The following is a 16852-nucleotide window of genomic DNA, read 5'->3' as shown; positions in this document are numbered from 1 at the left end:
CCCCGGCCGCTGGGCGTAGGCTCACCGAGCGTGAGAATCGATCCCGACTTCGTCGCCGAGCACGCCGGGCGGCCGGCGGCCGCGCTCACCCGTCGCGACGTCGCCCGTGCCCTGCTCGCGGTGCCCAGCGGGCACGCGCTGGTCGCGCTGCCCGACCTGCGCCGCGCGATGGGCGCGGCGGGCAACGGGCTGTCGCCGGAGTTCTGGGAGTCGGCGCGGGCCGCGCTCACCGGCATCGAGTCCGGCGCCGCGACGGTGGGCGACGTGCAGCGCTGGCTGGAGTCCACCGGCTCCGAGCCCATCCTCATCACCCGCGGCCACTTCGTCTGGCCGGACGAGGAGGAGCGCGGGCCGGTCGCCGGCGAGATGTACGACCTGCTGGTGGCCCACCTGGAGGAGCACGTCGCGCGCGGTGCCATCGACCCCGACCGGCTGGCGGCCGGTGACCAGGCGGCCCGGCGGGAGTACGAGGCGGTGCAGGACCGCTGGCTCAACACCGCGCTGCCGGACGGCCGGGTGCCGGCCGAGGCGGTCGAGGACGAGCTGGACGAGGGCCTGACCGCGTCCTTCGACGAGGAGGAGGCGTTCGCGCTCGGCGAACTGCGCCGGCTGCTCGCCGACCTGCCCGAACCGGAGCTGCCGGCCGGCGAGCTGGCCGCCGCCGCCGCCCGGCTGCGGGCGTCGCTGGCCGAGTCCGGCTACCCCGGGTCGGTGCTGCGCGCATGCGCGGGCTTCGACGGCGCGCCGCCGGCCGACGACACCGAGCTGTGGCTCGCGGTGGCGGCGGGCATCGCGGCGCCGCTGTCCGACCTGGCGGACGAGGACCTGGCCGGCGAGGACGGTGACGGTCGCTGGGACGTCGACGGCGCGCTCGGCGAGGAGGAGTCGGTGCTCGCCGCGCTGTGCACCATCCACCACGCCGACTGGCTGGCCGCCGTCGCCGAGCTGTCCCGCCGCGGGCCCGGGGTGCTGGCCTCGCCGGAGCGCATCGCCCGGTTCGTGGCCGAGTCCGAGGACATCGACGTCGAGATGGACGAGCCGGATGACCTGCGGACCACCGAGGCGCTGTTCCGTTCGGTCACCCCGCTGTGGCGCCACCTCGGCATCGTGGACGAGCACTCCGTGCTCACCCCGCTCGGCCGGTGGGGCCTGCCCAGGGCCCTGGAACGGGCCTGGTCACCCGACTGACCGCCGCGCCGCCGGGTGCCGGGCCGCGGTCCGGACCAAAAGGACCGCCACGGCGAGATAGGCGAGCCCGCCGAGACACGACTGCACGATGGTCGCGGGCAGATACCGGGGCGGTCCGTCGGAGATGACCGCGGGGACCGGCTCGCCGCCACCGCCGGCGACGAAGAACGGCATTCCGAGGGACGTGACGACCATCAGCAGCAGGATCGGACATCCCACGGCGCCGGACCAGACCAGCAGCGGCGCGGACACCCCCGCACGCCAGGCGATCAGCGAGGGCGCCGCCAGCGCGACCGCGGCGGCCGCCAGCAGCGCGGCGTACACCCAGCCGCTGTCGGCGACCCCGGTCAGGTAGCTTTCGCCGGTGCTCGCGTGCCGGGCCGGGTCGAAGTCCAGCCGGGCGATCCGGCGGGCCTGGTCCACCGCGACCATCGTCAGCACGGTCATGTTCAGCCCGGCCAGCGCCAGGTGCCCGGCGGCCAGCGGCACCGCGGCCGGCGCCGGTGCGGTCCGCCGGCCGGCCCCGGCGCGGGTGGCCCGATGGACTCCGGCGAGGTGGGCCAGCGCGGCGGCGCCGAGCACGGCGCCGCGCACCGGGGCGTACCAGGTCGCGAGCTCCATCTCGGGGAACTCGCCGCCCCAGTCGGACGGCACGCCGACGAAGGCCACGCCGAGCAGGCAGCCCAGGTAAAGCGGCGTGCACAGGCCCAGCAGGAGCCGCCCGATCGCGGTCGCGGCCGGCGAGCCGCGCTTCAACAGGAGTGCCACCCCGGCGAACAGGACCGCCGGCACCGCGAAGAGCACCACCACCCACAGCGTGCAGGTCGCGGCGATATCGTCGTGTCTGGCGGCCAGGACCCACGCGTCCGGCGGGGTCTCGAAGGGCCGGATGGCGCCGGGCGCCGCCTCGGCCAGCGCCAGGCGGTCGATGGCCAGGACCGCCAGGCCGCACAGTGCCATCCGCCGGGACAGGGTGAACGCCCGGGCCGCTCGGCGCCCGCCCGTCCCGTCCGCCGCCATGGTCGCAGGATCTCACGTCGAGGGCCGGCGGTGCAGGCCGGCGGGACGGCCGGGGTTCCGCCGGGACGAGGGCCCGTGGAACGGCGGGGATCAGTCGGGGGCGACGAGGCCGGCGTACTGCGGGTGGCGGTCGATGTAGGCGGCGACGAAGGGGCAGCGGGGCACCACCGTCTCGCCGGCCGCCCGGGCGGCGTCCAGCGCGGCGCCGACCAGCCGGCCGCCGAGACCTCGGCCCTCGAACTCGGGGGACACCTCGGTGTGTGTGAAGACCAGCCGGGTGCCGCGCCGGCGGTACTCGGCGAACCCGGCGAGCCGGCCGGCCACCGTGATCTCGTACCGGGAGGCGTCGGGGTTCTCGGCCACGGTGACGGCGTCGTCGGCCGGCCCGCTCTCGGCCGCGGGGCCGGTCATCGGGCGTCGCCCGGCCGGTGGCCCGGCTCGTCCGTCTCGGGCCCGGCGGCCCCGGGCTCGGGCCCGAGGGTGCCGGTCTCGGAGCCGGGGGTGCCGGGCTCGGGCCCGGCGGTGGTCTCGGAGCCGGGGGTGCCGGCCGCTCCGCTCTCGCCGGTGCGCCGGCCGGCGCCGATCTCGGCCTCGCGGGGCACCTCGATCTTGGACATCTGCTTGTTCATCGACTTCACCAGGAAGTAGAGCGCGACGCCGATCGCGGCCACGATGATGAAGGCGACCCAGCCCGGGCCGACCGGCGCCGGCGCGGCCGCCAGACCCGGCGCGGCGGCGGTCACGGGTGCGGTGAAATCAGTCACCCGTCAAGTCTGCCACCGGCGGGTCCCGCCCCCGCCGCCGCCCGCCCCGCCGGTTCCCGCGCGGCGCCGCCGGACGACATCGGCCGTCTCGACGACCGAGATCGCCAGTGCGTTCGAGTCCACGAGGCGGTCCCCGAGCCGGGGCCGGCGCGGGCGGACGCGGCGGGCGACGGCCCTCCGGCACGGCGCGCCGGCCCCGGCACCGGGCTGACGATCGGCCGAAGACGGCCTTCCCAGGTGCGCGGCCGGCGCCTGGCCGCGCGTTTCGGGCCGGCGTTCAGACGGCGCGCGAGACCTCGCCGGCGTGGATGCCGGTGAACAGGTCGCTCTCCGGGAGCTCGGTGTCGACCAGGGAACGGGCCAGGTGGTAGTCCTCGGTGGGCCACACCTCGCGCTGCAGCTCGCGCGGGCAGACGAACCAGAAGCCGTCCGGGTCCACCTGGGTGGCGTGCGCGAGCAGGGCCAGGTCGCGGGTCTCGAAATGGTCGCCGCACGGCACCCGGGTGGTGACCTCCCACTTCTGCGGGCGGTCCTCCCACCGGGCGATCCAGTCGGCGTACGGCGAGCCGATGCCGCGCTCGGTCATCGCCGCGTGCAGCGCCTCGAACCGCTCCCGGGTGAAACCCATGTGGTAGTAGAGCTTGAGCGGCTGCCAGGGGTCGCCGAGGCCGGGGTAGCGGTCGGGGTCGCCGGCCGCCTCGAACGCCTCGACGGACACCTTGTTGGTCATGATGTGGTCGGGGTGCGGGTAGCCGCCGTCGTCGTCATAGGTGAGGATCACGTGCGGGCGGAACTCGCGGACCGCCGCCACCAGCGGGGCCGCGGCCGCCTCCAGCGGCTGCAGCGCGAAGCACCCCTCGGGCAGCGGCTCGTTCTCGTCCTCCGGCAGCCCGGAGTCGACGAACCCGAGGAACCGCTGCCGCACGCCGAGGATCTCCCGGGCCCGGTCCATCTCCTGCCGCCGGACCTCGCTGATGTCGGCGAGGATCTCCGGCCGGTCCATCTTGGGGTTGAGGATCGAGCCGCGCTCGCCACCCGTACAGGTGGCGACCAGCACCTCGACACCCTCGCTCGCGTAGCGAGCCATGGTGGCGGCACCCTTGCTCGACTCGTCGTCTGGGTGCGCGTGAACGGCCATCAACCTCAGCGGTGCACTCACGGCTCGGTTTCTCCTCGGATGGGACGGACAGCTCCCCCAAGGGGAGAGGCTGGTCACTCCTGGGGCGACGCGGAGGGCGAAGCCCCGTGGGGGACAATTGTCTCCTGCAACACCGATCCACCGCTGGGAGATTCCGCCATGGCCGACCACGACGCCGGTTCGCCGGCGCCGGTGCTGGGGACGCCCGCCGATTATCCGGCGCGTCCCCCAGATAAGCGGCGAACCTGGCAGACCGTCCTGCTCATCCTGTTCGCGGCCGTCCTGGTGGCGGCGATGGGCGGCTGGGGCTACGTGATGATGACCGCGCGGCCGGACACCCGGGCCACCGTGTTCTCCTTCGACCCGGCCGCCGACCAGGTCATGGTCACCTTCGAGGCGCACCGGCCGGAGGGCCGCGGGATGGTCTGCCGGCTGCGCGCCCTGGACGCCCGGCAGGCGGAGGTGGGCGCGCGCGACGTCCGGGTGCCGGCCGGCGAGGGTGACGTACGCCTCACCGAACGGCTGGTGACCAGCGCCCGGGCCACGACGGTGAGCGTCCAGGGCTGCTATCTCGTACACTGAGACTTTTGGGAAAGCGTTCGACCGGGATAACTTGTTAGTCTCCCGGAATTCGAACGCTCGCAACTCCGATGAGCACGCAAGGAGAACCCGTGGTCGACTCCCGCGAAGAGAACGTCACCTGGTTGACGCAGGAGGCGTACGACCGCCTGAAGGCGGAGTTCGAGTATCTCTCGGGGCCCGGGCGCGTCGACATCGCCAAGAAGATCGAGGCGGCCCGCGAAGAGGGCGATCTCCGCGAGAACGGCGGCTACCACGCCGCCAAGGAGGAGCAGGGCAAGATGGAGGGCCGCATCCTCCAGCTCCGCCAGCTCCTCGACCAGGCGCGGGTCGGCGAGGCGCCGCGCACCGAGGGCGTGGTCGGCCCGGGCATGACGGTGACCATCCGCTTCGCCGGCGACGACGACGAGGTCACCTTCCTGCTGGCCTCCCGCGAGGAGAGCGGTTCCCCGATCGACGTCTACTCGCCGCAGTCGCCTCTCGGCTCGGCCATCAACGGCAAGAAGATCGGCGAGCGGGCCACCTACACCCTGCCCAACGGGCGGGAGAACACGGTCGAGATCCTGGAGGCCGTCCCCTACATCGGCGGCTGACGCGCGCCGTCCCCCTTGCCACACCGATCCGCCGGAGACGGGTTCCTACCGGCGGATCCTTGATGTCCGGTCCGAAACACCGGACATCCGCCGCGGATTTCGCGACAATCGGGCGTAGGGAGACGGCGTACGTCTGGACGAGCGGTCAGGTATGCGGCACTCTCAGACGTCCGGCACAGGCATCGGGGAAGAGGGGTGGAACGTGCTCGATCGGCGACCGCGGGGATCGGCCGTCGTCCGAGAGGCTCCCCCCTGGGGGCAGGTCCGGGCGCCCGCCGGCCCGCAGTGGCCGGCGCGCGTCGTACGGCGCCGCCTGGTCCCGGTCGTGGCCGGCGCGCTGATCGCCCTGCTGGCCGCCGACGTGATGGTGCTGCGCGACATGGACGCCCACCACACCGCGGCGGCCGAGGCGGCCCGCCGCGCGCGGCCGCCGGCCCGCGATCCCGGATACGTGGCGGCGGCCCGCGAGGTGCCGGCCGCGCCCGCCGCGGCGGCCGTGGCCACCCCGGCCCCGGTGGCACCGCTCGGCGCGCCGCGGGCACCGCACCTGTTCGTGGTGTCGTCCCGGACGCTGCCGGAGGCGGCGGTGCGCCGGGTGCGCGCGGCCCGCGGCGTCCGGGCGGTGGAGGCGGTCGACGCCGCCGACGTCGCGATGGACGGCAAGCGCGTGCAGACCATGGGCGTGGACCCCTCCACCTTCCGCGCCTACACCCCCCGGTCCACCGCCCGGTCCGACGCGCTGTGGAACAGCGTCGCCGCCGGTGACGTGGCGGTGTCGTTCATCCTGGGCAGCGACGGCGGCGTGAAGCTCGGGTCCACGGTGACCGCGGGCCCGCGGCGGCTGCGGGTCGGCGCCTACGCGACCATGGGCATGGGCTCGATCAACGCCGTGGTGTCCCGGGACACCGCGCGGGCGCTGGGCGTCCCCGAGCGCAACGGCCTGGTCGTGAGCGCCCCCGGCGCCGACCTCACCCGGCTGCGCGAGCGGCTTTTGAAGGTGCTGCCGAAGGGCAGCCAGGTGGCGCTGATCAACCCGGTGCTGCGGCCGCCGGCGCGCGGGCGGACCTCCTGGCCGACCGGGTCCTACATCGCGGCGGACCAGATGAAGGCCATCCTGGCCGCCGCGGCGAGCAAGCTGGGCCGGCCGTACGTCTGGGGTGCGGAGGGGCCGGACACCTTCGACTGCTCGGGCCTGGTGCAGTGGGCCTTCCGGCAGGCCGGCGTGGTCATGCCGCGGGTCACCCACCAGCAATGGGCGACCGGCCCGCAGGTGCCGCTGTCCCAGGCACAGCCGGGTGACCTGCTGTTCTGGCGCAGCGACCCGACCAACCCCGGCTACATCTCGCACGTGGCGATCTACTGGGGCGACGGCAAGATGCTGCAGGCGCCGCGCACCGGCGACGTGGTGAAGTTCTCCCCGGTCTACACCCGCAACCTGGCCGGCGTGGTGCGGGTCGTCCCGTCGGTGGCGGCCCGGGTTCGCTGACCGCGCCCGATCCGCTGACACTGCCGGGTCCGCTGACAGTGCCGGGTCCGCTGATCAGGCCGATCCGCTGACACTGCCGGGCCCGCTGATCGGGCCGGACGCCACCGCCCCCGGGACACGTGGAGCCCCGGGGTGCCCGGAACGCCTCAGAGCGGGAGACCGGCCTCCAGCAGGGCCAGGGCTCGGTCCATGAGCTCGGGCAGGGGTTCGGCGCCGCCGGACCCGGCCCAGCGTTCGACGGTGGCGATCCAGGCGCCGGTGACGGCCCCGGCGCAGACCTGGACGTCCAGGTCGCCCGGTGCGCGGCCGGTCCGCCGGGCGATGACGCCGGCGAGCATGGCCATGGTGTTCACCTGGCCCTCCAACTGGCGGGCGCGCAGCGCGGGGACCGACCAGACCAGCCGGACCCGGCGCAGGATCGTCTCGTGGTCCTCGGCGAAGACCTCGTCGAACACCTGGCGGACGGCCCGGCGCATCGCGGCCAGCGGGGGCATCGACTCCGGCTGCGCGAGGAAGGCCGCGGCCAGCAGGGGGTCGTAGTCGTCCCGGGCCACCACGTCCTCCTTGCTGGGGAAGTAGCGGAAGAAGGTGCTCGGGGAGATCTCCGCGGCCTCGGCGATCTGCTCGACCGTGGTCGCCTCGTACCCCTGCTCGGTGAACAGGCGCAGGGCATGCTCCTGCACGGCCCGCCGGGTGCGGGCCTTCTTGCGTTCCCGGAGGCCGAGATGGCCCTCGGTCCGGGCTGGTGAGCTCATCTTCCGATTCTTGCCTGCCGGAGGGGTGCTGGTCTCCTCCCGCGCTGCCCGGTCCGGCCCTCTTGAACCGGGCGGCCTGCTATGTAATGTTGATTACATGGAAAACGAAGAAGCAGTGATCGTCGCCTGGTTCACCGGGCGGCTGCCCGACGGGTGGTTCTCCGGGCCGCCGGAGTTCCAGCTGGACCGCGAGGAGGTCTCGATCGTCGGGACGCTGCCGGTCCCCCAGCCTGCCGAGGGCACCGAGGGAGCCGAGCGGGCGGCGCTGATCGAGGGACACGTCCAGCGCTTCCGCGAGGAGACCCGGGAGCGGCGCATGGAGATCGCCCGGGAGGCCGAGCACCGGTTCCGCCGGAAGGTGTCCTGGGGAGCCGTCTGCGACGACCGCACGGTGATGTTCACCACCCTGTCGGTCCCGGTGATGACCCGGCTGCGCCAGCAGGAACGCCGGGTGCTGGACACCCTGGTGGCCGCCGGCGTCGCGCGCAGCCGCAGCGACGCGCTCGCCTGGTGCGTGCGCCTGGTCGGCACGCACACCGACACCTGGCTCGCTGACCTGCGCGATGCGCTCCAGCATGTGGACCGGGTGCGCTCCGCCGGCCCCGACCTCGGCCAGTAAAATGGTGTGAACCAATCCTTTAACAGGTCCAGACCATTCCGATTGGCCTATACCAATGTGTGGGCTCCGGTCGCCGGGTAAGAGGGGGCGGTGGCCGGGGCCGCTTTTTTGCCTCGGTCAGGTGTGGGTAAACTCCCACGCACCATCGCGTCCCCTGCCTGCCGTTACGTCGCTCGTACGGGCAGCGGACAGGGGTCACGGCGGCGCCGGGAATTCAATGAGTGGAAAAGGGAAATGAAGCGGCTGCGAGCGATCTCCTCTTTTGGGGGACCCTTGGGCCGCATTTTCATCGACTGGTCTACGCCAATTGGATCCCGCGCGGTTTGTCGTTAATGATGACTGGCCTGAGAGTAAGGAGCCGGCCCCGTGTCAGTTACCAGTGAAACGCCCGCCCCGACCTCCCACGCCGCCCTGGCCGCCTGGGTACAGGAGATCGCCGAGCTGACCCGCCCGGACCGGGTGGTCTGGTGCGACGGCTCGGAGACCGAGTGGACGCGCCTGACGAACCAGCTGGTCGCCCAGGGCACCTTCGTCCGGCTGGCCAAGCGCCCGAACAGCTTCTACGCCGCTTCCGACCCCTCCGACGTCGCGCGGGTGGAGGACCGCACCTTCATCTGCTCGGAGGATCCGCAGGACGCCGGCCCGACCAACAACTGGATCGCGCCCAAGGAGATGCGCGAGACCTTCGACGAGCTGTTCGCCGGCTGCATGCGCGGCCGCACGATGTACGTGGTGCCGTTCTGCATGGGCCCGCTGGGCGGCGAGATCTCCCAGCTCGGCGTGGAGATCACCGACTCGCCCTACGTCGCGGTCTCCATGCGGATCATGACCCGGATGGGCGAGGAGGCGCTGCGGCTGATCGAGGAGCGCGGTGACTTCGTCAAGGCGGTGCACTCCGTCGGCGCCCCGCTCACGCCCGGGCAGCAGGACGTGCCCTGGCCGTGCAGCACCACCAAGTACATCAGCCACTTCCCCGAGACGCGGGAGATCTGGTCCTACGGCTCCGGCTACGGCGGCAACGCGCTGCTCGGCAAGAAGTGCTACGCGCTGCGCATCGCCAGCGCCATGGCCCGGGACGAGGGCTGGCTGGCCGAGCACATGCTCATCCTGAAGCTCACCCCGCCGGACGGTGCCACCCGGTACGTGGCCGCGGCGTTCCCGTCCGCCTGCGGCAAGACCAACCTCGCCATGCTCCAGCCCACCATCCCCGGCTGGAAGGTCGAGACCGTCGGCGACGACATCGCCTGGATGCGGTTCGGCGCGGACGGCCGCCTGTACGCGATCAACCCGGAGGCCGGCTTCTTCGGCGTGGCGCCCGGCACCGGGCAGTCCACCAACGCCAACGCGATCCGGACGCTGTGGGGCAACAGCATCTTCACCAACGTGGCGCTGACCGACGACGGCGACGTGTGGTGGGAGGGCCTCACCGACGAGCCGCCGGCGCACCTCACCGACTGGCGCGGCCGGGACTGGACGCCGGACTCGCCCGAGCCCGCCGCGCACCCGAACGCCCGGTTCACCACCCCGGCGGCCCAGTGCCCGACCATCGCCCCCGAGTGGCGCGACCCCAAGGGCGTGCCGATCTCGGCGATCCTGTTCGGCGGGCGCCGGGCCACCGCGGTGCCGCTGGTCACCGAGTCCTTCAGCTGGCAGCACGGCGTCTTCCTCGGTGCCAACGTCGCCTCGGAGAAGACGGCGGCGGCCGAGGGCACGGTGGGCGAGCTGCGGCACGACCCGTTCGCCATGCTGCCCTTCTGCGGCTACAACATGGGCGACTACTTCGCCCACTGGCTCAAGGTCGGCGCGGCCGCCGACCCCGGCCGGCTGCCCCGCATCTACTACGTGAACTGGTTCCGCAAGGACGCCGCCGGCCGGTTCCTGTGGCCGGGCTTCGGGGAGAACAGCCGGGTGCTCAAGTGGATCGTCGACCGCCTCAACGGCGCCGCCCCGGCGGTGGAGACGCCGATCGGGCTGCTGCCGCCCAAGGAGGCGCTGGACACCGAAGGGCTGGACATCGCGCCCGCCGACCTCGACACCCTGCTGTCGGTGGACACCGAGGTGTGGAGGCAGGAGGCGTCGCTGATCCCCGAGCATCTGGAGACCTTCGGCGATCACCTGCCGGCCGAGCTCTGGGATGAATACCACGCGCTGGTCAAGCGGCTGGGCTGACCCGGCGGGCTGGGAACGGGCCGCCGGGCCGCGCACGTACGCGGCCTGGCGGTCCTCGCCCTCGACGAGGCCCCCTTGCCCGATTCGGGACGGGGCAAGCGCCCGGGCACGTGATAATTGCGTGTGGTCAGCGTCCCGGAGCGGACGAGCGGCGAAGGGGAGACCTCCATGGGCGTGCGCGATCTCGTGTACCGGCTGTACGAGCGCAGGCTGGAGCGCAAGCTGTCCCCAGGGCAGATACCCCGGCACGTCGGCGTGGTCGTCGACGGCAACCGCCGCTGGGCGCGGGCCATGGGCCTGCGCGACGTCAGCCACGGCCACCAGAAGGGCGCGGACAAGATCTCCGAGCTGCTGGTCTGGTGCCGGGAGGCCGGGGTGGAGGTCGTCACCCTTTGGCTGCTGTCCAACGACAACCTCACCCGCCCCAAGGAGGAGCTCGACCCGCTGATCGAGATCATCGAGGGCACGGTGCAGCGGCTGGTCGCCGGCGGCTGGCGGGTGAACACCATGGGCGCCCTCGACCTGCTGCCCGATCGGACGGCGCGTGTCCTTAAAGATGCGAAAGAGGGGACATCCAGGCGTCCTGGGCTGATTGTGAACGTTGCGGTTGGGTATGGAGGAAGGCGTGAGATCGCTGATGCGGTGCGCTCCCTCCTCCAGGAGCACGCCAGCAAGGGCGCCAGCATCGAGGAGCTCGTCGAGGTCCTCGATGTGGAGCACATCGCCGAGCATCTCTACACGCGCGGCCTCCCCGACCCGGACCTCCTCATCCGCACCTCGGGAGAGCAGCGACTCTCCGGATTCCTGCTCTGGCAGAGCGCCCACTCGGAGTTCTACTTCTGCGAGGCCTACTGGCCCGACTTCCGCAGGGTCGACTTCTTGCGGGCGCTGCGATCGTACGCCGCGCGGCACCGGCGGTACGGCAGCTGAGACGCCCCATGACCGCCCCCGGCCGTCCACCGACCGGCTGTTGGGCAGGGACGTTTCACGACGTACCTTAATGAGTAGGCAGTCCATCCGGCCTACTTCGGGAGAGGGTCCGCCCTTGCGTCGCCAAACGACGAGGAGGGCCGGCATCCGGCGTCGCCTCGCTCCGGCGGCGGCACGAGAACGGATCCGGTCCGATCACCACCTCATCTGGCAGGGCGCGCGGTTCCGGCGCCCGGGGGAGAACGCGTGGCTGTGTCCTCGAGCAACCCGTCCACTACCTCTGACGGCCCGTCGTCCCGGCGGACCTACATTGTGGACACCTCCGTCCTGCTCGCCGACCCGGCGGCGATGAGCCGCTTCGCCGAGCACGAGGTAGTACTACCGATCGTCGTCATCACCGAGCTGGAGGCCAAGCGGCACCACCCGGAGCTGGGATACTTCGCCAGGAAGGCGCTGCGCTTCCTGGACGACCTGCGGGTGCGGCACGGCCGGCTGGACGAGCCGATGCCCATCGGAGACGGCACCATCAGGGTCGAGCTCAACCACAGCGATCCCGCGATCCTGCCGGCCGGCTTCCGGCTCGGCGACAACGACACCCGCATCCTGACCGTGGCCCGCTCGCTGGCCGCCGAGGGCTGTGACGTGGTGCTGGTCTCCAAGGACCTGCCGATGCGCGTCAAGGCCGCCTCCATCGGCCTGGCCGCCGAGGAGTACCGCGCCGACCTGGTCGTAGAGTCCGGCTGGACCGGCATGGCCGAGCTCCAGGTGACCGACGAGGACGTCGCGACCCTCTTCGACAGCGGCTCGGCCGAGCTGGAGGAGGCCCGCGAGCTGCCCACCCACACCGGCCTGCGGCTGCTGTCCAGCCGCGGCTCGGCCCTCGGCCGGGTGCTGCCCGACAAGTCGGTGCGCCTGGTGCGCGGCGACCGCGAGGTTTTCGGCCTGCACGGCCGCTCCGCCGAGCAGCGCATCGCCCTCGACCTGCTGATGGACCCCGAGGTCGGCATCGTCTCGCTGGGCGGCCGGGCCGGCACCGGCAAGTCGGCGCTGGCGCTGTGCGCGGGCCTGGAGGCCGTCCTGGAGCGCCGCCAGCACCGCAAGGTGATCGTGTTCCGCCCGATCTACGCGGTCGGCGGCCAGGAGCTCGGCTACCTGCCCGGCTCGGAGAACGAGAAGATGGGCCCGTGGGGCCAGGCGGTCTACGACACCCTGGGCGCGGTCACCACCCCCGAGGTCATCGAGGAGGTGCTGGACCGCGGCATGCTGGAGGTGCTGCCGCTGACCCACATTCGCGGCCGGTCCCTGCACGACGCCTTCGTGATCGTCGACGAGGCGCAGTCGCTGGAGCGCGGCGTGCTGCTCACCGTGCTGTCCCGGATCGGCGCCAACTCCCGGGTGGTGCTCACCCACGACATCGCCCAGCGCGACAACCTGCGGGTCGGCCGGCACGACGGCGTGGTGGCCGTGGTCGAGAAGCTCAAGGGGCACCCGCTGTTCGCGCACGTCACGCTGACCCGCTCCGAGCGCTCGCCGATCGCGGCCCTGGTCACCGAGATGCTGGAGGACATCACCATGTGATCCCGCCCGGGGACGGGCGCCTTCGCCGCCCGTCCCCGGGCTCCGCCCTTCCCGGGCGCCCGTCTTCAGGTCCACCCTTCCCGGCCTGCGCTTCCCGCCCGTGCTTCCCGGCCTGCGCTTCCCGGACGCCGTGGCGGTCGGACGCGACCCGGTCCGGCGGCCGGCTCAGGGGGGCAGGTTGACCGTGTCGGCGGCCAGGTCGTGGTACTCCCGGCAGGTGTGCTCGCCGAGGGCCGTCGGCCCGCCGTTGGTGGTCTGGGTGATCTTCACCGCCCAGATGTCGTCCCGCAGCCGGGCGGTGCAGGTGATCTGCGCCACCGCCGTCCGGCTCAGCCGCCCGGGGCCGTTCACGATTACGTGCAGCCGCAGGCCGACCGGGTTCTCCGGGTCGTTGCGCACCCCGCTGTTCACCCCGTACCTGCTGAGGACGCTCTGCTCCAGCCGGTACCCGTCGAGCGCCGTGCCCAGCCCGTCCCCCGGCCGGCGGCCCAGGTCGAACAGCGCCGCGATCACGTCCTCGGCCGCCGCGGAGGCCGTCGCGACCTTCTTGGGGGCGAGCCGCCCGTCGCGCAGCAGGTAGACCGTCGCCACCGCGCCCTTGGCGCTGATCACCGGGGCCGGCCCGCCGTCGATGACGCCGGTCGGCTGCACGCCGCACCCCGCGGCGCAGGCCAGCACGGCCGCGGCGGCCGGCGCCGCGAGCCGGTGCCGCCACCCGCGCCGGGCGGGCGCGTCGAGCACGGGTGGGGTCATGGGCGGGGGATCCAGACGACGAACTCGGTGCCGGGGTCGCGCGCCTCGACGCGGATGGTGCCGCCGTGCAGCTCGGCGTTGGCCTTGGCGATCGCCAGCCCCAGGCCGCTGCCCTCGCTGCGCGCCCGCCCCGCCCCGGCCTTGTAGAAGCGCTCGAAGACGTGCGGCATCGCCTCGCGGGGGATGCCCTTGCCGCGGTCGCGCACCCGCACCTCAAGGCCGCTGCGCAGCACGCGCGCGGTGACCGTCACCGGGGGCGCGCCATGGTGCAGGGCGTTGCCCATCAGGTTGGCCACGATCACATCGAACCGGCGCGGATCCAGCCAGAACGACAGGTCGGCCGGCACGTCCAGCCGGATCCGGCCGGTCCAGCCGCGGATCTCCAAGGCGTCGGCCAGCGCGGTGCCGACGTCCACGTTCTCCCGGACCAACACGGCGGTGCCCGAGTCCAGCCGGCTCGCCTCGATGAGGTGCTCCACCAGCACGCGCAGCCGGTCGATCTCGCGGACCACGATCTCGACGGCCTGGCCGGCGTCCGGCGGGAGCCGTTCGGCCTCCTCGGTGAGCATGTCGGTGACCGCCGTCATCGCGGTGAGCGGGGTGCGCAGCTCGTGCGACACGTCCGCCACGAAGCGCCGGGACATCGCCTCCAGGGCGCGCAGCTCCGAGACGGTGCGCTCCAGGGCCGAGGCGGTGTCGTTGAACGTGGCGGTCAGCCCGGCCAGCTCGTCCCGGCCGTGCACCGGCAGCCGGGTGTCCAGCCGGCCGGCGCCCAGGGCGCGCGCGGCCTCGCCGAGCCGCCGTACCGGCAGCAGGACGCTGCGGGCGGACACCAGGGCGACGGTGAGGGCGATCGCCAGGGTGATCCCGGACGCCTGGGCGAGCGCGGTGCGCAGCCGGGAGAGCACCCCGTCCTCCTCCTTGAGGGAGACGAAGACGAAGACCGACATCCCGGTGCGCCGCACGATGCCGGTCGGGGTCTGCCGGTAAACGTCGGTGGCGATCAATCCCCACGGCTCGCCGTTGATCGACCGGCGCTGGTAGGCCATCCGGCTGCCGGCCGGCCGCCGCAGCGTCGCCGGCACGTCGTCCAGGCCGAACCTGGCGCCGCTGCTCAGCCGTACCTGGTCGCCGTACCGCAGGACTACCTGCCGGTCCGGCCCGCCGAGGGCGCCGGCCAGGTCGTTGAGGTCGCTCTCGGTGACGACCGACTGCGGCCACAGCAGGTCGGTGGTGCCGATCGGCAGCGAGGTGCGCCGCAGCACGTCGCGCACGTCCGCCAGCGCGGTGGTCTCGGCCCGGTCCAGCAGGGCGCGGCGCACCAGCTGGTATCCGATGCCCGCGACCAGGGCCGACGCCGTCACCGCGACCAGGACGAAGGTGATGACCAGCCGGCCGCGCAGCCCGGTGGGCCGCCGGCTGCCGATGCTCACGGGGGGCTGAAGCGGTACCCGAAACCGCGCACGGTGTGGATGTAGGCGGGCTCGGCCGGCACCGGCTCGATCTTGGCGCGGATCCGCTGCACGCACGCGTCCACCAGCCGCGAGTCGGCGACGTGGTTGTGGTCCCAGACCGCGCGCAGCAGGTAGCGGCGGTTGAGCACCTGGCCGGGGTGGCGGACCAGTTCCAGCAGCAGCCGCAGCTCGGTCGGGGTGAGGTGGATCTCGCGGTCGCCGAGGGTCACCTTGAGCGCGCCGCGGTCGACGACGAGGTCGCCGAAGGAGATGCGGTCGGCGGACGCCGATTCCAGCCGGCGCAGCACGGCGCGGATGCGCGCGTCGAGCACCCGCGGCTCGACCGGCTTGACCACGTAGTCGTCCGCGCCCGCCTCCAGGCCGACGACGATGTCGAGGTCGTCGCCGCGCGCGGTGAGCAGGATGACCGGCAGCGGGTCGAGCCGGCGGATGCGGCGGCACACCTCCACCCCGTCGATGCCGGGGAGCATGACGTCGAGGATGACGATCTCCGGGCGGCGGGCGCGCACGTGGTCCAGGGCCTCCTCGCCGGTCGCGTACGCCGTGACGGTGTGGCCCTGCCGGCTCAGCGCGAGCTCGAGGCTGGTGCGCACGGAGGGGTCGTCTTCGACGAGAAGGATGCCGGCCACCCGGACATTATTGCTGAAAGCTCGTGATCCTCTTGCGTGTCATCGAACCGTGACGCGGCGCGGACGTGGTCCGCACAGTGACCGGGGACCCTGAAGAGGCCTACGCCGCGTGCCGGACTCGGGGGCCGGCGCCCGGTGGTCCCGCCCACCACCGTGCGCCCCGGAGCGACCGTCCGCGCGCCGTTCCGCCGGCCGGGGAGCCGGAAGACCGGCCCGAGGTTCGGGTGCTGTGACGAAAATCACACGAACCCGGAAAACCCACGTTATCTACCAGATCCGCGACAGTCCGCCGTTGCCATTCATCCCAACTTCTCCGTTCCGGTTGCAAAGCACCCCCCAAGACACGGCAAGCTCGTCAATCGTGAGCTCAGGTCAGCGATTGCGGGACAAGCCAGGCACCGACGAGTACGCCCGGCCGCCACGCGGGCGCGCCCGCCAGCGCGGGTCACTGCTGACTCCCAAGCGCGTGGCGGGTGCCGGCGTCTCGCTGGCGCTGGTCGGTGCGCTCGGTGTGTTCACCGTGCGCACCATGCAGGAGAACGCCGAGCTGGCCCGCACCACCAAGCCGCTGCTCTTGGACGATTTCAGCCGGATGGCCGGCGACCCCTTCGCGCCCGACCCGAAAGCGGACGCGCTGAAGCTGCAGGCCGCGCAGGCCGCCCGGGCCCGGGCGCTGCAGGACTCCCGGGACGACGGCGCGCCGAAGTGGAGCCCCATCAAGATCGTGAAGAAGGCGCCCGGTGGCGCCGGATTCAACGCCTCGGCGTTCCCGCCCGGCTCCAAGCCGAACCCCGGCAGCAACAAGGCCATCGGCCAGAAGATGAACGCCGCCCGCGGCTGGGCGAGCGAGTGGGGCTGCCTGGAACGGCTGTGGGACAAGGAGAGCGGCTGGAACGAGCGGGCGATGAACCGCAGCAGCGGCGCCTACGGTGTCCCGCAGTCCCTGCCCGGCAGCAAGATGGCCAGCGCCGGCGCCGACTGGCAGACCAACCCGGCCACCCAGATCAAGTGGGGTCTCGGCTACATCGCCTCCCGCTACAAGTCTCCGTGCGGCGCTTGGGCGCACTCCCAGTCCGTGGGCTGGTACTGACACGGCACCGCACCGGCCGGTGCCCGCGCCCTTCCTGCCCGGCGCGAACTCTTAGTCAGGGTTGCTTGAGGTTTCGGCAAGCCTGA

17 protein-coding genes are annotated in these 16852 nt (G+C 72.9%); 9 read left to right on the top strand and 8 right to left on the bottom strand.

Features of this window, described 5'->3' with window-relative positions:
* Positions 1–30 precede the first annotated feature (30 nt).
* Complete coding sequence (locus tag Sru01_RS13960) at positions 31–1188, top strand: hypothetical protein (RefSeq protein WP_239137404.1); 1158 nt, start codon at positions 31–33, stop codon at positions 1186–1188.
* Here the strand turns inward: Sru01_RS13960 and Sru01_RS13955 are convergent.
* The 4 genes from Sru01_RS13955 to mca all read right to left on the bottom strand — a co-directional run bounded on the left by Sru01_RS13955 (position 1177) and on the right by mca (position 4131).
* Positions 1177–2208 (bottom strand): hypothetical protein, encoded by a 1032-nt coding sequence (locus Sru01_RS13955; RefSeq protein ID WP_203984824.1) that lies wholly within the window; start codon positions 2206–2208, stop codon positions 1177–1179. The genes Sru01_RS13960 and Sru01_RS13955 overlap by 12 nt on opposite strands.
* Positions 2209–2298: 90 nt before the next feature.
* Positions 2299–2619 (bottom strand): GNAT family N-acetyltransferase, encoded by a 321-nt coding sequence (locus tag Sru01_RS13950; RefSeq protein WP_203984823.1) that lies wholly within the window; start codon positions 2617–2619, stop codon positions 2299–2301.
* Positions 2616–2972: a hypothetical protein gene (locus Sru01_RS13945; protein WP_203984822.1), complete on the bottom strand. Its 357-nt coding sequence runs from the start codon at positions 2970–2972 to the stop codon at positions 2616–2618. The genes Sru01_RS13950 and Sru01_RS13945 overlap by 4 nt, the downstream gene beginning before the upstream one ends.
* Positions 2973–3249: 277 nt before the next feature.
* The gene (mca, locus tag Sru01_RS13940; protein WP_239137403.1) at positions 3250–4131 is read right to left on the bottom strand and encodes a mycothiol conjugate amidase Mca; all 882 of its coding nucleotides are present in this window, start codon (positions 4129–4131) and stop codon (positions 3250–3252) included.
* 138 nt (positions 4132–4269) lie between these two features.
* On the opposite strand from mca, the gene Sru01_RS13935 reads away from it, so the two are divergent.
* From Sru01_RS13935 to Sru01_RS13925, 3 genes are all read left to right on the top strand, one after another.
* Entirely contained in the window at positions 4270–4692 is a 423-nt protein-coding gene (locus Sru01_RS13935) for a DUF4307 domain-containing protein (protein ID WP_203984821.1), read from the top strand.
* Positions 4693–4781: 89 nt separating this feature from the next.
* Complete coding sequence (gene greA, locus Sru01_RS13930; RefSeq protein WP_203984820.1) at positions 4782–5282, top strand: transcription elongation factor GreA; 501 nt, start codon at positions 4782–4784, stop codon at positions 5280–5282.
* 202 nt (positions 5283–5484) lie between these two features.
* Positions 5485–6768, top strand: coding sequence for a C40 family peptidase (locus Sru01_RS13925; RefSeq protein WP_239137402.1), 1284 nt, complete (start codon positions 5485–5487; stop codon positions 6766–6768).
* A gap of 146 nt (positions 6769–6914) precedes the next feature.
* Here Sru01_RS13925 and Sru01_RS13920 read toward each other — a convergent pair whose 3' ends face one another.
* Positions 6915–7523: an acyl-CoA-like ligand-binding transcription factor gene (locus tag Sru01_RS13920; RefSeq protein ID WP_203984818.1), complete on the bottom strand. Its 609-nt coding sequence runs from the start codon at positions 7521–7523 to the stop codon at positions 6915–6917.
* Positions 7524–7620: 97 nt separating this feature from the next.
* Between Sru01_RS13920 and abmR the strand changes: the two genes are divergently transcribed.
* The 4 genes from abmR to phoH2 all read left to right on the top strand — a co-directional run bounded on the left by abmR (position 7621) and on the right by phoH2 (position 12819).
* Positions 7621–8142 (top strand): ATP-binding transcription factor AbmR, encoded by a 522-nt coding sequence (abmR, locus tag Sru01_RS13915; RefSeq protein ID WP_203984817.1) that lies wholly within the window; start codon positions 7621–7623, stop codon positions 8140–8142.
* A 366-nt stretch (positions 8143–8508) separates the two neighbouring features.
* The gene (locus tag Sru01_RS13910; protein ID WP_203984815.1) at positions 8509–10311 is read left to right on the top strand and encodes a phosphoenolpyruvate carboxykinase (GTP); all 1803 of its coding nucleotides are present in this window, start codon (positions 8509–8511) and stop codon (positions 10309–10311) included.
* A gap of 168 nt (positions 10312–10479) precedes the next feature.
* A complete protein-coding gene (locus tag Sru01_RS13905; protein WP_203984893.1) occupies positions 10480–11241 on the top strand; it encodes an isoprenyl transferase in 762 nt (253 codons plus the stop codon).
* A 309-nt stretch (positions 11242–11550) separates the two neighbouring features.
* Positions 11551–12819, top strand: coding sequence for an RNA 5'-3' helicase PhoH2 (gene phoH2 / locus Sru01_RS13900; RefSeq protein ID WP_203984892.1), 1269 nt, complete (start codon positions 11551–11553; stop codon positions 12817–12819).
* Between the two features lie 165 nt (positions 12820–12984).
* Here phoH2 and Sru01_RS13895 read toward each other — a convergent pair whose 3' ends face one another.
* The 3 genes from Sru01_RS13895 to Sru01_RS13885 are packed head-to-tail and all read right to left on the bottom strand — an operon-like array spanning position 12985 to position 15676.
* Positions 12985–13572: a hypothetical protein gene (locus Sru01_RS13895; protein WP_203984814.1), complete on the bottom strand. Its 588-nt coding sequence runs from the start codon at positions 13570–13572 to the stop codon at positions 12985–12987.
* Positions 13569–15005 carry a sensor histidine kinase gene (locus Sru01_RS13890; RefSeq protein WP_239137401.1) on the bottom strand — a complete coding sequence of 479 codons (1437 nt, stop codon included), beginning with the start codon at positions 15003–15005 and terminating at the stop codon, positions 13569–13571. The genes Sru01_RS13895 and Sru01_RS13890 overlap by 4 nt, the downstream gene beginning before the upstream one ends.
* Positions 15002–15676, bottom strand: coding sequence for a response regulator (locus Sru01_RS13885; RefSeq protein ID WP_203984813.1), 675 nt, complete (start codon positions 15674–15676; stop codon positions 15002–15004). Before Sru01_RS13885 ends, Sru01_RS13890 begins: the two co-directional genes overlap by 4 nt.
* 379 nt (positions 15677–16055) lie before the next feature.
* Between Sru01_RS13885 and Sru01_RS13880 the strand changes: the two genes are divergently transcribed.
* Positions 16056–16766: an aggregation-promoting factor C-terminal-like domain-containing protein gene (locus Sru01_RS13880; RefSeq protein ID WP_203984812.1), complete on the top strand. Its 711-nt coding sequence runs from the start codon at positions 16056–16058 to the stop codon at positions 16764–16766.
* Positions 16767–16852 lie beyond the last annotated feature (86 nt).

It is taken from the genome of Sphaerisporangium rufum (assembly GCF_016863395.1).
GTDB lineage: Bacteria > Actinomycetota > Actinomycetes > Streptosporangiales > Streptosporangiaceae > Sphaerisporangium > Sphaerisporangium rufum.
Note: the sequence above shows the minus strand (reverse complement) of the source record. Positions and strands in the feature narration are given on the sequence as shown.